This window comes from Microbacterium sp. 1.5R, assembly GCF_001889265.1.
In the GTDB taxonomy this organism is placed as follows: Bacteria; Actinomycetota; Actinomycetes; order Actinomycetales; family Microbacteriaceae; genus Microbacterium.
In genome coordinates, this window is the sequence record NZ_CP018151.1 from 1,449,453 (window position 1) to 1,464,478 (window position 15,026).

Annotated in this window: 15 protein-coding genes; 13 read left to right on the forward strand and 2 right to left on the reverse strand. The window is 66.9% G+C overall.

Features of this window, described 5'->3' with window-relative positions; all coding sequences use genetic code 11:
- Nucleotides 1–139: 139 nt before the first annotated feature.
- The 12 genes from atpB (at nt 140) to BMW26_RS06805 (ending at nt 12,531) form a co-directional block, all read left to right on the forward strand.
- Nucleotides 140–922 (forward strand): F0F1 ATP synthase subunit A, encoded by a 783-nt coding sequence (gene atpB, locus BMW26_RS06750; RefSeq protein ID WP_053095758.1) that lies wholly within the window; start codon nt 140–142, stop codon nt 920–922.
- A gap of 43 nt (nt 923–965) precedes the next feature.
- Nucleotides 966–1,202 (forward strand): ATP synthase F0 subunit C, encoded by a 237-nt coding sequence (gene atpE / locus BMW26_RS06755; RefSeq protein ID WP_042541851.1) that lies wholly within the window; start codon nt 966–968, stop codon nt 1,200–1,202.
- Between the two features lie 27 nt (nt 1,203–1,229).
- Nucleotides 1,230–1,784: a F0F1 ATP synthase subunit B gene (locus BMW26_RS06760; protein ID WP_053095759.1), complete on the forward strand. Its 555-nt coding sequence runs from the start codon at nt 1,230–1,232 to the stop codon at nt 1,782–1,784.
- The gene (locus BMW26_RS06765; RefSeq protein WP_053095760.1) at nt 1,784–2,572 is read left to right on the forward strand and encodes a F0F1 ATP synthase subunit delta; all 789 of its coding nucleotides are present in this window, start codon (nt 1,784–1,786) and stop codon (nt 2,570–2,572) included. Before BMW26_RS06760 ends, BMW26_RS06765 begins: the two co-directional genes overlap by 1 nt.
- 47 nt (nt 2,573–2,619) lie before the next feature.
- Entirely contained in the window at nt 2,620–4,260 is a 1,641-nt protein-coding gene (gene atpA, locus BMW26_RS06770) for a F0F1 ATP synthase subunit alpha (RefSeq protein ID WP_053095761.1), read from the forward strand.
- Between the two features lie 20 nt (nt 4,261–4,280).
- On the forward strand, nt 4,281–5,180 hold the full coding sequence (locus BMW26_RS06775) for a F0F1 ATP synthase subunit gamma (protein WP_053095762.1): 900 nt from the start codon (nt 4,281–4,283) through the stop codon (nt 5,178–5,180).
- Between the two features lie 23 nt (nt 5,181–5,203).
- A complete protein-coding gene (gene atpD, locus BMW26_RS06780; RefSeq protein WP_053095763.1) occupies nt 5,204–6,658 on the forward strand; it encodes a F0F1 ATP synthase subunit beta in 1,455 nt (484 codons plus the stop codon).
- A 2-nt stretch (nt 6,659–6,660) separates the two neighbouring features.
- Entirely contained in the window at nt 6,661–6,921 is a 261-nt protein-coding gene (locus BMW26_RS06785; protein ID WP_053095764.1) for a F0F1 ATP synthase subunit epsilon, read from the forward strand.
- Nucleotides 6,922–6,993: 72 nt separating this feature from the next.
- Entirely contained in the window at nt 6,994–7,740 is a 747-nt protein-coding gene (locus tag BMW26_RS06790; protein ID WP_072591113.1) for a YaaA family protein, read from the forward strand.
- A gap of 118 nt (nt 7,741–7,858) precedes the next feature.
- A complete protein-coding gene (locus tag BMW26_RS17595) occupies nt 7,859–8,638 on the forward strand; it encodes a DUF5684 domain-containing protein (protein ID WP_157538147.1) in 780 nt (259 codons plus the stop codon).
- 242 nt (nt 8,639–8,880) lie between these two features.
- Complete coding sequence (locus BMW26_RS06800; protein WP_072591114.1) at nt 8,881–9,699, forward strand: PP2C family protein-serine/threonine phosphatase; 819 nt, start codon at nt 8,881–8,883, stop codon at nt 9,697–9,699.
- 57 nt (nt 9,700–9,756) lie between these two features.
- A complete protein-coding gene (locus tag BMW26_RS06805; RefSeq protein ID WP_072591115.1) occupies nt 9,757–12,531 on the forward strand; it encodes an FtsK/SpoIIIE domain-containing protein in 2,775 nt (924 codons plus the stop codon).
- A 19-nt stretch (nt 12,532–12,550) separates the two neighbouring features.
- Here BMW26_RS06805 and BMW26_RS06810 read toward each other — a convergent pair whose 3' ends face one another.
- On the reverse strand, nt 12,551–13,546 hold the full coding sequence (locus BMW26_RS06810; RefSeq protein ID WP_053095770.1) for an asparaginase: 996 nt from the start codon (nt 13,544–13,546) through the stop codon (nt 12,551–12,553).
- Nucleotides 13,547–13,637: 91 nt separating this feature from the next.
- Here BMW26_RS06810 and BMW26_RS06815 point away from each other — a divergent pair, with 91 nt between their 5' ends.
- Nucleotides 13,638–14,132, forward strand: coding sequence for an OsmC family protein (locus BMW26_RS06815; RefSeq protein WP_072592262.1), 495 nt, complete (start codon nt 13,638–13,640; stop codon nt 14,130–14,132).
- A 12-nt stretch (nt 14,133–14,144) separates the two neighbouring features.
- Here BMW26_RS06815 and BMW26_RS06820 read toward each other — a convergent pair whose 3' ends face one another.
- Nucleotides 14,145–14,924: a lysophospholipid acyltransferase family protein gene (locus BMW26_RS06820; protein WP_072591116.1), complete on the reverse strand. Its 780-nt coding sequence runs from the start codon at nt 14,922–14,924 to the stop codon at nt 14,145–14,147.
- Nucleotides 14,925–15,026 lie beyond the last annotated feature (102 nt).

A 15,026-nucleotide genomic window follows, 5' to 3' on the forward strand; every position in this document is an offset into this window, starting at 1 on the left:
CCTTATTCTGATAGTGTTGAGACGTGCCCGCCGCTCGCCCGCGAGCGCTTGCGCTTGAAGCACACCGACCATCGTCGCCCCGGTTCTGACCGGTGCCCCGAAGCTGGAGCCCGCGCTGTTCAATCTTGCTGCGACCCTGATGCCCAAACTCGCCTCTGACGGCGAGTTCCACGGACCTTCGATCGACGAGTTCTTCCCGGAGATCCTCTTCGAAGTCGCGGGTATCCCCGTGCACCGAATCCACCTCGTGCAGTTCCTCGCCGTGGTCGCCGTCGTGCTGATCCTCGTCCTCGGAACCCGCCGTATGAAGATCGTCCCCGGACGCTTCCAGAGCGTCGTCGAGATGGGGCTGGACTTCGTCCGCACCAATATCGCGCACGATCTGCTCGGACGCAAGGACGGCAACCGATTCCTGCCGATCCTCACCACCATCTTCTTCATGGTGCTGTTCATGAACATCACGGGAATCATCCCGTTCCTGAACATCGCAGGCACGAGCATCGCGGCCGTGCCGCTGACGCTCGCGCTGGTGAGCTACATCACCTTCATCTACGCGGGTATCAAGAAGAGCCCGCTGGGCTTCTTCAAGAACGCGCTGTTCCCGGCCGGCGTTCCGTGGCCGGTCTACATCATCGTGACGCCGATCGAGTTCCTCTCGACGTTCATCATCCGGCCCGTCACGCTGATGCTCCGACTCCTGATGAACATGGTGGTCGGCCACATGCTCCTGGTGCTGTGCTTCGCAGCCACCCAGTTCTTCTTCTTCACCGCAGGTGGCGGCTGGGCCGCTCTCGGTGTCGGAACCCTCGCCTTCGGCGGCGCCTTCACTCTCTTCGAGATCCTGGTCGCCGTTCTCCAGGCATACGTCTTCACCGTCCTCACCGCGGTCTACATCCAGCTCGCGGTCGCAGAAGAGCACTGAGCGGGTCGGCAACTGCCGTCCCACCCAACGAAAGGAAAAACCCGTGGACGCTACTACGGTTCTCGCAGACATCAACGGTCACCTCGCATCGGTCGGCTACGGCCTCGCAGCGATCGGTCCGGCCATCGGCGTGGGTATCGTCGTCGGCAAGACCATCGAGGGTGTCGCTCGTCAGCCCGAGCTGGCCGGCCGCCTGCAGGTCCTCATGTGGATCGGTATCGCCTTCACCGAGGCGCTTGCATTCGTCGGCATCGCCGTCGGATTCATCCCCTTCCCGTAATCCGAACCGACTTCTGAAGGAGACAGGATGCTGAACGCTCTTGTCACGAACCTCGCAGCAGAGGGTGAAACACCCAACCCTCTGATCCCTGCGTGGTACGACATCATCTGGTCGGGTCTGTGGTTCCTCGTCATCCTCATCGTCGTGTGGAAGGTCGCCCTTCCGAAGTTCACGGCAATGCTCGACAAGCGGTCCGCCGCCATCGAGGGCAACATCGCCAAGGCGGACGAAGCACAGAAGCAGGCTGAGGCCGCGCTCGAGGAGTACACCCGTCAGCTCGCCGAGGCACGCACCGAGGCCGGTGAGATCCGCGAAGCCGCCCGTGAGGACGGCAAGAAGATCGTCGCCGAGGCCAAGGAGGCCGCGTCGAGCGAAGCAGCTCGCATCACCGCGACCGCGCACACGCAGATCGAGGCCGAGCGGCAGACCGCTCTCGTCTCGCTGCGCAGCGAGGTCGGCTCGCTCGCGATCGACCTCGCCGGTGGCGTGGTCGGCGAGACGCTCTCCGACGATGCACGTGCGACCGCGGTCGTCGACCGCTTCCTCGCCGACCTCGAAGCATCCGAGAAGGCGGCTCAGTAATGGGCAGCGCGACCACTCAGGCACTCGCGGCATCCACTCAGACGCTTGCCGCAGCGACGGACGTCACTCTCGACACGGCGCGGGAGCTGTTCGCAGCCGCACGCGCCGTGGCGGAGTCGTCTCATTTGAGCGGCGCGCTCGCTGACCCGTCGGCTCCGGTCGTGGCGCGACAGAACGTCGTCGCCGCGGTGTTCGGCGGGTTCTCGCAGAACGCGCAGACCGTCCTGAAGACGGTCGTCGCCGAGCGCTGGTCATCGGCTTCCCAGCTCGTGGACGGCGTCGAGGAACTCGCGATCAGGGCTGCCGCGATCGCCGAACCGCAGGCTGACATCGGGGGAGAGCTCTTCGGCTTCACCCGGGTGATCGCCGCGAACGCGGAGCTCGAGCTCGCGCTCGGAAGCCGCCTCGGGGGCGAAGACGCCAAGGGCGCGCTCGTCGACAGGCTTCTCGCCGGGGGCGTCAGCGACGCGACCGCCGTGATCGTCTCGTCGCTGGTGCGCCAGCCTCGTGACCGTCGCGTTCGGCAGATGCTCACCCGTGCGACGCGGGTCGTCGCCGACCAGGGCGACCGTGTGGTCGCGACGGTGCACAGCGCCACACCGCTCACCGACGCACAGCGCACCCGTCTCAGCGACGCTCTCTCGCGTCGTTACGACGGCAAGATCTCGCTCAACGAGGTCAACGACCCCTCTGTCGTCGGAGGCCTGCGCGTGCAGATCGCCGATGACGTCATCGACGGCAGTATCTCCGCCCGTCTCGCCGATCTTCGCCAGAAGCTCGCCGGCTAACACGACTTCGCGCGGGGAACCGCGCACCCAGATACAAAGGGAAGACAATGGCAGAACTATCGATCAGCCCCGACGTCATCCGTGACGCGCTGAAGGACTTCGCCGCAGCATACGAGCCCACTGGGGCCGCGGCGACCGAGGTCGGCACCGTCATCGACGCAGCCGACGGCATCGCGCATGTCGAGGGACTGCCCGGGGTGATGGCGAACGAACTCGTCACCTTCGCGGACGGCACCAAGGGTCTCGCGCTCAACCTCGACGAGCACCAGATCGGTGTCGTCGTGCTCGGCGACTTCACCGGCGTCGAGGCCGGCCAGGAAGTCACCCGCACGGGTGAGGTCCTCTCGGTTCCCGTCGGCGACGGCTACCTCGGTCGCGTCGTCGACCCGCTGGGTAACCCGATCGACGGCCTCGGCTCCATCGCCACCGAAGGCGTTCGCGAGCTCGAGCTGCAGGCACCGGGTGTCATGCAGCGCAAGTCGGTGCACGAGCCGATGCAGACCGGCATCAAGGCCATCGACGCCATGATCCCCGTCGGCCGCGGTCAGCGTCAGCTGATCATCGGTGACCGCCAGACCGGCAAGACGGCCATCGCGATCGACACGATCATCAACCAGAAGGCCAACTGGGAGTCGGGCGACGTCAACAAGCAGGTGCGCTGCATCTACGTCGCCATCGGTCAGAAGGGCTCGACCATCGCTTCGGTGAAGGGCGCGCTCGAAGAGGCCGGCGCTCTGGAGTACACCACCATCGTGGCGGCTCCGGCATCCGACCCCGCCGGTTTCAAGTACCTCGCTCCCTACACCGGTTCGGCCATCGGCCAGCACTGGATGTACGGCGGCAAGCACGTCCTCATCATCTTCGACGACCTGTCGAAGCAGGCTGAGGCCTACCGTGCGGTGTCGCTCCTCCTGCGTCGTCCGCCGGGCCGCGAGGCTTACCCGGGTGACGTCTTCTACCTGCACTCGCGTCTGCTCGAGCGTTGCGCGAAGCTGTCCGACGAGCTCGGCGCAGGTTCGATGACCGGTCTCCCGATCATCGAGACCAAGGCGAACGACGTCTCGGCATACATTCCGACCAACGTGATCTCGATCACCGACGGCCAGATCTTCCTCCAGTCGGACCTCTTCAACGCCAACCAGCGTCCGGCGGTCGACGTGGGTATCTCGGTGTCGCGAGTCGGCGGTGACGCTCAGGTCAAGTCGATCAAGAAGGTCTCCGGAACGTTGAAGCTGGAGCTCGCGCAGTACCGCTCCCTCGAGGCGTTCGCGATGTTCGCATCCGACCTCGACGCGGCTTCGCGTCGTCAGCTCTCCCGTGGAGCGCGCCTGACGGAGCTGCTCAAGCAGCCTCAGTACTCGCCGTACCCCGTCGAGGAGCAGGTCGTCTCGATCTGGGCCGGAACGAAGGGCAAGCTCGACACCCTCGAGGTCTCGGACGTTCTTCGCTTCGAGCGCGAGCTGCTCGACTACCTGCGTCGCAACACGAAGGTGCTCGAGACCCTGCGCGAGACCAACGTCCTCGATGACGACACCGTCGCCGAGCTCGACAAGCACACCGACGCTTTCCTTCTGGAGTTCCAGGGTGGCAAGGGGCAGGCCATCGGCGCCCCGGGTCACGAGGAGCACGCTGCAGCCGAGGCTGAGGACGTCAACCAGGAGAAGATCGTCAAGGGTCGTCGCGCGTAATCGCGTGAGGAACTGATTTCATGGGCGCTCAACTCAGGGTCTACAAGCAGAAGATCTCTTCTGCTCAGACGACCAAGAAGATCACGAAGGCGATGGAACTCATCGCGGCTTCGCGCATCCAGAAGGCGATGGCACGCGTCAAAGCGTCCAGCCCCTTCGCGCGGGCCGTGACGAGGGCCGTGTCCGCCGTCGCGACGCACTCGAACGTCGACCACCCGCTCACCCGCGAGCCCGAGACGATCCGCCGCTCTGCGGTCGTGATCTTCTCGTCGGACCGCGGTCTCGCCGGAGCCTTCAACTCGCAGATCCTCCGTGAGGGTCTCGAGGTGGCGGAGCTCCTGCGGGGGCAGGGCAAGGAGCCGGTGTTCTACCTCGTCGGACGCAAGGCCGTCGGCTACTTCCAGTTCCGCCGCATCGCGGCTGCTGCGGAGTGGACGGGCGACACCGACACCCCGTCGTTCCACACGGCGGAGGAGATCTCGGCCACGCTGCTCGAGGACTTCTCGCGCGGTGCGGATGAGGGTGGCGTCGACGAGATCCACCTCGTGTACAACCGCTTCGTCAGCATGATGACGCAGTCGCCGGAATCCGTGCGACTGCTCCCGCTGGAGATCGCGGAAGCCGATGACTCGGAAGCGGGCAGCGCCGTCTACCCGCTGTACGAGTTCGAGCCGGATGCCGAGACAGTCCTCGACGCGATCCTGCCGGTGTACATCCAGAGCCGCGTCTTCAACGCTCTCCTGCAGTCGTCTGCCGCCAAGCAGGCCGCCACGCAGAAGGCGATGAAGTCGGCCAGCGACAACGCCGACAAGCTCATCACCGACTACACCCGTCTGCGCAACAACGCGCGTCAGGCGGAGATCACGCAGCAGATCGCGGAGATCGTCGGCGGCGCCGACGCACTCTCGTCGAGCAAATAGACCATCAGGAAAGAGACGAAGAAATGACCCCCACCGCTACGGCTGACCAGCCGGCGACCGCGGTCGTCGGGCGCGTCGCGCGCGTCAACGGTCCGGTTGTCGACATCGAGTTCCCGCACGACTCGATCCCCGACATCTACAACGCTCTGAAGACCACCATCGTCATCGGCGAGGAGTCCACGGAGATCACCCTCGAGGTCGCTCAGCACCTCGGCGACGACCTCGTTCGCGCCATCGCGCTGAAGCCCACCGACGGCATCGTCCGCGGCCAGGAAGTCCGCGACACGGGCGAGGCCATCTCGGTCCCGGTCGGCGACGTCACCAAGGGCAAGGTCTTCAACGTGATCGGCGAGGTCCTGAACCTCGAGCCCGGCGAGACCATCGAGGTCACCGAGCGCTGGCCGATCCACCGCAAGGCTCCCAACTTCGACCAGCTCGAGTCGAAGACCACGATGTTCGAGACCGGCATCAAGTCGATCGACCTCCTCACGCCGTACGTGCTGGGTGGAAAGATCGGTCTGTTCGGTGGAGCCGGTGTCGGCAAGACCGTCCTCATCCAGGAGATGATCCAGCGCGTCGCGCAGGACCACGGTGGAGTCTCGGTGTTCGCCGGTGTCGGTGAGCGCACCCGTGAGGGCAACGACCTCATCCACGAGATGGAAGAGGCGGGTGTCTTCGACAAGACGGCCCTCGTCTTCGGCCAGATGGACGAGCCGCCGGGAACGCGTCTGCGCGTCGCCCTCTCGGCTCTGACGATGGCGGAGTACTTCCGTGACGTGCAGAAGCAGGACGTGCTGCTCTTCATCGACAACATCTTCCGCTTCACGCAGGCCGGTTCCGAGGTCTCCACGCTGCTGGGCCGCATGCCCTCCGCCGTGGGTTACCAGCCGAACCTTGCCGACGAGATGGGCCTCCTGCAGGAGCGCATCACGTCGACGCGTGGCCACTCGATCACCTCGCTGCAGGCGATCTACGTGCCCGCCGATGACTACACCGACCCGGCACCGGCGACCACGTTCGCCCACCTCGACGCCACCACGGAGCTCTCGCGTGAGATCGCGTCGAAGGGTCTGTACCCGGCCATCGACCCGCTGACCTCGACGTCGCGCATCATGGACCCCCGCTACTTGGGCGAGGACCACTACCGCGTCGCCACCACGGTCAAGCAGATCCTCCAGAAGAACAAGGAACTGCAGGAGATCATCGCCATCCTCGGTGTCGACGAGCTCTCCGAAGAGGACAAGATCGTCGTGTCTCGTGCACGTCGTATCCAGCAGTTCCTCTCGCAGAACACCTACATGGCCAAGAAGTTCACGGGTGTCGAGGGTTCGACCGTCCCGCTCAAGGAGACCATCGAGTCGTTCGATGCGATCGCCCGCGGTGACTTCGACCACGTCGCCGAGCAGGCCTTCTTCAACGTCGGTGGCATCTCCGATGTCGAAGAGCAGTGGGCGAAGATCCAGAAGGAGAACGGCTGATCATGGCATTGCATGTCAGCCTCGTCTCCGCGGATGCGGAGGTCTGGACGGGAGAGGCGAGCCTCGTGGTCGCCAAGACCGTCGAGGGTGAGATCGGATTCATGGCCGGCCACGAGCCGGTCCTGGCGATCCTCGCCCAGGGCGAGGTCCGGATCACGCAGACGGATGGCACCAAGGTGCTCGCCAACGCGCAGGACGGATTCCTCTCGATGGAGAGCGACGTCCTGACGATCGTGGCAGGCAACGCGGCTCTCATCGCCTGATCAGTCCCAGTTCCTCGCGTCCGCCTCGGCCCTCAGTGGGTCGGGGCGGACGCGTCTGTATCCCGAGGTCTCATGAAGATTCTGCTGCCCCCGTCGGAGACCAAGCGACCAGGAGGACGCGATGCGCCTCTCGACGAGAGCTCGCTGGCGCTCCCCGGTCTGGTCGCCGAGCGCCGAGCGGTGATCGATGCGCTCATCGATCTGGCGCACGACGAGCAGGCAGCGCGCAGAGTGCTGAAGCTGAGCCCCAAGCAGGCAGGCGATGTCGAGCACAATCGGATGCTGCGCTCGGCCGCGACGATGCCGGCGGTTGACCGTTACACGGGCGTTCTGTATGACGCTCTCGACGCGGGCAGTCTCGACCCCGCGTCTCGCCGCTGGCTCGGTTCGCACGTCTGGATCCACTCGGCGCCGCTGGGGCCGATCGGAGCGCTCGATCTCATTCCGCCGTACCGGCTCGCTGCAGGGACCTCAGTGCCGGGCCTGGCTGCGCTGCGCAGACACTGGGCAGACGCGACCACGGCGGCCATAGCGGGGGAGGACCCCGACTTCATTCTCGATCTGCGCAGTGAGGCCTACGTCGCGCTCGGTCCCGTGCCGGACTCCGTGCCCTCCGCTTATGTGCGGGTCGTCACCGAGCACGGACGGGCTCTCAATCACTTCAACAAGAAGTCCAAGGGTCTTCTCGTGCGCGCCCTGGCGGAGGACCGCCCGAGAGTTCGGTCGCTTCGCACGCTTCGGACATGGGCGGCGGGGAGGGGTCTCGTCCTTCGACCGACCGACGACCGCGGTGTCGAGGAGCTCGTCGTCGCGGAATGACGGTGCATGACGGGCAGTGCGCTGTCTCCGCGTGTGTCGTTGCCCCGAATATCGGCACACCGATATGGTGGGTCTCGCGGCGCGCACAGCGTCCGCTCCATCGGATCCGGAGGGGATCATGTACAACGACTATTACGACAACGGGGCGGCTATCGCCGGTCTGTTCGTCGTCTTCTTGATCAGTCTGCTCTTCGCGCTGGCGTTCTATGTGATCTCGTCGATCTTCCTCATGAAGATCTTCGAAAAGGCTGGCGTCCAGGGCAAGTGGCGCGCGTGGGTGCCGGTGTACAACACGATGATCTTCGCGAAGCTGGGTGACATCTCGCCGTGGGTCGTCCTCATCGGCATCGGTCTCTCGTTCATTCCGTACCTCAACTTCCTGACCGGCATCGCTCTCGCCGTGGTGCTCGCTCTGGCCGCATGGCGGGTCGGACTGAAGCTGCAGAAGGATGCCGTCTGGGTGGTCCTGTTCGTTCTGCTCTCGATCGTCTGGTACGGCATCAACGCGTTCGACAAGTCGCGCTGGAACCCGAACATCGTTCCCGCACCGTGGGCAGGAAACAGCTTCCTCGCCGATTCCACCGTCTGGGATGGCGTTCCTGTGCAGCCGCGTCCGGCAGCAGGTCCCGGCTACGGCGCTCCGCAGGGCTACGGCGCTCCTCAGCAGGGCTATGCACCCCCCGCTCCGCAGGGATACGCACCGCCCGCGCAGCCCGGCTACGCTCCGCCCGCGCAGCCCGGTTACGCTCCGCCCGCGGCCCCGTCGACCACCGGTGCTCCGCCGGCTGCTCCGTCGACGCCGCCCACGGCACCGCCCACCGCTCCGCCGGCTCCGCCCGCAGCGCCTCCGGCCGCTCCGCAGGTTCCGCCCACGGATCCCACGCAGCCTCCGGCCTGATCGCATACCGCACAGAGCCCTCGACTTCGGTCGGGGGCTCTGTGCTGTATGGGGCGCTCGCGGCGTGGTGAAGAGCAACGGTGGAAGACGATAACGTGGAGGCATGCTCATGTCGCAGCCCAGAGTCGGCGCCGCAGGACTCCGCGTGATGGCCGGGGGTGCGCGTGCGGCCGTCGCGGCGTCCACTACGATATGTGAGTGTCCTGGGGTAGCCCGAACCGCAGGAAATCCGGAGGCGACGAGTGGCTGAGACGACGACGAAGACGCGCCGCGTCACGGTTGCGCAGCGTCAGCTGCTCCTTTCCTGGGCAGGCGTCACCGACGTGGGCCGGCGACGTGAGACGAACCAGGACGCGTTCTTCGCGGACTATCCGCTCTTCATCGTCGCGGATGGCATGGGTGGCCATGCGGGCGGCGAGATCGCGAGCCGCAGCACGGTGAAGCGGCTCGACGCCGTGGTCGCTGCCGGCGCGGTCGATCGCGGCGCAATCGAGGGTGCGTTGGAGATGGCGGTGGCCGACATCGCCGACCATCCGGAGACCACAGACGAGGGTACAGGGACGACGCTCACCGGAGTCTTCCTCGAGTTCGAGGGCGACGAGCCGCATTGGACGTCGCTCAACATAGGCGACTCGCGCGTGTACCTCCTCAGGGACGACCGCCTGGTTCAGATCACCACCGACCACTCGGTCGTGCAGGAACTCATCGCGGCAGGCAAGATCAGCCCTGAAGAGGCCGAAGGTCATCCGTACAGCAATGTGATCACACGAGCGGTCGGGGCGAGCGAGCTCACCGCTCCCGACTACGTCACGCTCGATGTGCGCCCGGGAGATCGTTTCGTGATCTGCTCTGACGGACTCACGAAGGAGCTGACCGACTACGGCATCCAGCATTTCCTCCGCGAGAACGCCGATCCGGCGGCCGCCGTCGATGCGATGCTCGCTGCGGCACTCGAGAACGGCGGTCGCGACAACGTGACGCTCGTCATCGTGCAGATCGCGGACGAGTCGTCCTCGGCGCCGGACGAGTCCTCCTCCACAACGGACGAGTCCTCCGCCTGACGTCCTTTTCCTGTGGAGGGCTGATTCTGAGGCCCGCGTGTGCGGTCCACTGGCTGCATGGACTCTCTGCCGATCGCGATCCCTGCCGCCCCCGCACCGGCTCGTAGGCCTCCGACACCGTTCGTCGCGGCACTCGTCCCCGTGGCCGCTGGAGTGGTGCTCTGGCTCGTCACCGGGTCGCTGTTCTCTCTGTGCTTCGCGGTTCTGGGTCCCCTGATGATCATCGCTTCGCTGATCGACGGGTCGCGATCCCGACGCAGGGCGTCGCGGGTGGCTGCGACCGACAGCGAGGCTGCGTGGTCGCTCGTCGAAGCACAGTTGACGCAGCTTCACGCTGATGAGCGTCAGCTGCGGTGGCATCGATATCCCGACGCAGCGGCAGGCCTGGCGCAGCCCCCTTTACGCGGCCTCGATCCACCCGCCGCCGCCACTCAGGTCGTCGTCGGCAGCGGTACCGGCGACAGCGGCGTGCGCGCTTCGGGCGGGGATGGGGAGCGCGAACGGGACTTCCGGATGCGATGCGCGAGGGTCGAGCGGGTGCCGGTGACGGTGCCCCTCAGCGGTGGCATGGGACTGCGCGGCTCGTATCCTCTCGTCGCCGCCGCGACGCGGGCGCTCGCGGTGCAGCTGTGTCTCAGATTCGGCACCGCCCAGATGTCCATCGTCGGCTCCCGTCTTGAAGAGCTGGGGCTCGCGGGGTTCCCGCAGGCCCACGCCGCGCGGCGCGGCTCGTTCCGGGTGGCCGTGGTGCAGGGCGCTGATCCTCGACCGACGGCCGACGCCGTGATCTGGCTGCTGGATCGGGATGACGATGTTCCGGAAGGGATCACGACCGTCATCGACATCACCGAGCCGCACCGGGCGCGCGTCCGCACGGCGCAGGGGATCGTCGAGGTCGACGCCGAGTTCATGTCCCGGGATCAGACGATCGCGATCGGGGTCAGTCGCACAGGAGAGGGAGAGGAACTCGATTCTGTCCCCGCGTCGGTGGCGCTCAGCGACCTGCTGCAGCCGGAATCGCTCGACGGTCTGCCGGCCGCAATCGGCCGTGGTGAGCGGGAGGACATGCTCCTCGACATCGTCGATGACGGGCCGCACGCCATCGTGACCGGCACGACCGGAACGGGCAAGAGCGAGCTGCTGGTCTCGTGGGTGACGGCCATGGCGAGCCGCCATGGACCCGATCGAGTCACATTCGTCCTCGCCGATTTCAAAGGCGGCACAGCCTTCGAACCGCTTCGGATGCTCCCGCAGGTGGCTGCAGTGATCACGGACCTCGATGAGGAGGGGGCGCGGAGGGGCGTCTTCAGCCTGACCGCCGAGCTGCGGCGCCGCGAGTCGGTCCTCGCCGAGGCCGGCGCACGAGACGTCCGTGAGGTCGGCATGGCGAGGCTGGTCATCGTGGTCGACGAGTTCGCCGCGCTGCTCCAGGATCATCCGGACCTCGGGGCTGTGTTCACGGACATCGCCGCTCGGGGAAGGGCGCTGGGCATGCACCTGGTCCTCGGGACGCAGCGCGCGTCCGGCGTGATCCGCGATGCGTTGGCGGCGAACTGTCCGCTGAGAGTGAGCCTGCGTGTTGTGGACGCCGCTGACAGTCGGGCCGTCATCGGTGCCGACGACGCGGCTGAGCTCCCGGGCGGCGTCGAGTCGAGGGGCGTGGCTCTGGTTCGGCGCCCGCAGGACGCTGTGCCGATCGCGATGCGAGTGGCTTTGACCGGCGTCGCCGATCTCAGGGCGATCGCGCTGAGATGGGCTGACGCCGACGTTCCGGGCAGCCCGTGGCTGCCGGTGCTGCCGCGGATGCTTCCTCTCGAGGAGTTTCACGCTGAGGCACGCAAGGACGGCGAAGTCATCCTGGGCCGCGCGGACGATCCGGAACGTCAGGAGCAGCCACTCGAGCGCCTGTCGATCGGATCCGATCGAGGAATCGCCTTCCTCGGAGGACCCGAGTCGGGGCGCAGCTCGGCCTTGCGTGCACTCGCCAAGCAGCATGGGCATCCACTCTGGATACCGAGCGATCCAGAGCATTCGTGGGACGCCGTCGTGTCTCTGGCGGAAGGGGGAGTTCCGCGCGGAGGGCTCGTGCTGTGCGACGACATCGACGTCCGGATCGGCGAGCTGCCCGTCGAGTACGGCCAACAGCTGGCGCAGCTCTGGGAGCAGATCCTCCGCAACGGGGCCGGAGCCACGATCGCGATCACGGCGACGAGAGCATCGGCGCCTGTCGGGCGGCTTCTCGATGCGCTGCCGCGTCGTGGGCTGCTCAGGATGCCGAGTCGGGTCGATCACCTTGCTGCGGGTGGGGACTCCGCAGGTTTCGATCCGCAGCGCGGTCCGGGACGGTTGCGGATGGGGGATCGTGAGATCCAACTGGTCTGGGTCCCCGAGGAGCGACTGCGGTCGTCGGGTTCATCCAGTGGCACCTCTCGATATAGGGAACGGGAAAGTGACGGCTGGGCTCCGCGGCGTGCCCTCACGGCGCTCATCACGCCGGGGGTGGCTGCGGTGGCGGAGTCAGTGGCGGCTGCGTATCCCGACTGCGACGTCGTCACTCTGAGCGGCGAACCGCGCGATGCTCAGGCACCCACGCGTCCCACCGTCGTGCTCGGCGATGCAGACGCGTGGCAGCGCAGTTGGACGCTGTGGCAGCGGGTGCGTCGAGAGGGCGAAGTGCTCATCCGCGCGGAGAATGCCGCGGAGCTGCGGCAGCTCGCCGGTGTGCGAGAGCTCCCGCCGTATTCGCGACCGCATGCGGGCCGGGCGTGGTCGCTGGTCGGCGACTCCGGGCCCCGACGAATCGTGATCCCGGCACTCGCGCCCCGGCGATGAGAAGCGTGTCGTCTCCTGGTCAGATGGCACTGCCGGGGCGAACGGCTCCGACCGTCGCCCCACCGCCGAGCACCTCGAGAGGCAGCGCGGCGGCGAGTGTCGCCACGTCCGAATCGGTGAGCCCGCCTGCGCGCGCCAGCAGAGTCGCCGCCACGATGGTCGACGCGCGCGCCCCGCCGTCGAGCATCTTCAGCGCGACGGTCGTGCCGTTCGGGGCGACCATGACCATGATCCCTTCGGCACCGCCCTTCGCGAACACGCCGAGCGTCTCGATCGCGATGGTGTCCGGGCGCCCCGGGCCGTCGATCGTCCACGGGTGCTCACGCACCGCACGCACCAGCGAGCCGGCCACCCGGTGCAGGGCGAAGGGCGAGCGGTCCGAGGCGGTGCCGATCCGGTGGATCGATCGGGCGAGGCCCGTCAGCGTGATCGCGTATACCGGGGCGCCGCAGCCGTCGATGGCCGTGTGAGCGACCTTCTCGCCGGTGAGCCGCTCGATCACGTCGCGGATGTGCAGCTGAAGCGGATGCGCCGGGTCCAGGTAGCTGTCGGTCGGCCAGCCCGTCGCGACGCAGGCACGGAGCATGGCTGCGTGCTTGCCTGAGCAGTTCATGCGGATACGTGTCTGTGCGCCGTGTTCGCGCACGAGCTCATCGCGAGCGGCGGTGTCGCCCGGCCACGCCGGCGGGCAGCCCAGGTGGTCCTCGGTGAGACCGCCCTCGGTGAGCACGTCGCGAACCACGGAGGCGTGACGATCCGTGCCGCTGTGGCTCGCGGTCGACATGGCGAGCTGCTCGTCCTCGAGAGCGGCACCCGCGGTGATGCACGCCACGGCCTGCAGCGGCTTGAGGCTCGAGCGCGGAAGTATCAGGGCGTCGGCGTTGCCGTATCGAGCGACGACGTCGCCGTCGGGTGAGAGGACCACCGCCGCCCCCGCGTGGCGGGACTCGATGAACCCGCTGCGTTCGACGACGGCGAGTTCCACGGCATCTTGAACGGTGAGAGTCTCCAGCACCTCCCCAGGATATCGTCGGATGGGTGTCGACCGTGCCACCGGCACATCGTCCGGCACATCGTCCGGCAGAGTCGAGTGGCAGACTGTCGATATGGCAGATCGACTCGCGCCGCTCGGCGAGCACCGTTACTCACTCACCTCGACCTGGACCGGAAACTCTGGCACCGGCACCAGCGGCTACCGCGAGTATCGACGCGATGTCACGCTCGAGGTCGACGGCAAGCCCGAGATCCTGGCCTCAGCCGATAAGCCGTTCCGTGGCGATCCGTCCCGGTGGAACCCTGAGGATCTGCTCCTCGCCTCCCTGTCGCAGTGCCATCTGCTCTCGTATCTGCACGCGTGCGTGACGGCTGGCGTCGTCGTCGTCTCCTACCGCGATACGGCCTCCGGCATGATGCGAGAGGACGGGCGCGGCGGCGGCGCGTTCGTCGAGGTGATGCTGCGGCCCGAGGTCGTCGTCGCGGACGCCTCGATGAGAGAGGCGGCCGAACGTGCCCATGCCCAGGCGAACGCGTGGTGCTTCATCGCGAATTCGATGAACTTCCCCGTGCGGCACGAAGCCTCGGTCCGCGCCGAGCAGAGCTGAGCGGCGGCGGCGTCAGCGGCGCTCGTGGGGCAGCGCCTGCTTGATCTTCTCGATGGTGCCCTGCGCGGGAGCCTCGTTGTAGGCGTCCGCCAGTTCCTGCCCGGACAGGGCATGGATCGCGGCCATGATCTCGTCCGTCGCGAGTCTGCGGGCGCGCCCGCTCGTGGCGGGTCCGTGGGGCGAGAGGTCGAGAGGTTCGCCGAAGCGCACGGTGATGCGCTCCTTCAGGGTCGGCATCTTGGCGCCGACGGGCATCACCTTGTCCGTGCCGACGAGGCCGACCGGCACGACCGGCGCACCGGTCTGCAGGGCGAGGAACGCCACGCCGGTGCGTCCCTTGTAGAGGCGTCCGTCCGTCGAGCGCGTGCCCTCCGGGTAGAGGGCGACAGCGAGGCCCTCATCGAGAAGCTGACGCTGCACGTCGAGTGCGTCGAGGGCGGCCTTCCCCGCTCCACGGCGGACCGAGATCGCCCCGATGGACTCGAAGAACGTCTTGCTGAGCCAGCCCTTGAATCCAGGGCCCTCGAAATACGTGGACTTCGCGAGGAAGTGCACGGGCCTCGGTGCGGCGACCGGGATCGCGATCGAGTCGATGAACGACAGGTGGTTGCTCGCGAAGATGACCGGGCCGTCCTTCGGGACGTTCTCCCTGCCTTCGATGCGGGGCCGGTAGATCGTGCGCGCGAGGGGCGTGATGAGGCTGCGACCGAGCGCATAGGCGAAGCCGGCGTGTCGAGGCTTCTCAGTCTCTGCGGGCGAAGTTTCGGGCTCCACGGACTGCTCTGACGTCATCAGAGCAGATTACCCCGGCGATCATGCCCCAGTGGGAATGAAGCGCCGGAGCGAGTCTCCCAGCATCGGCAAAGGGGTATGGGGGATGATGGGGTGTCCCGC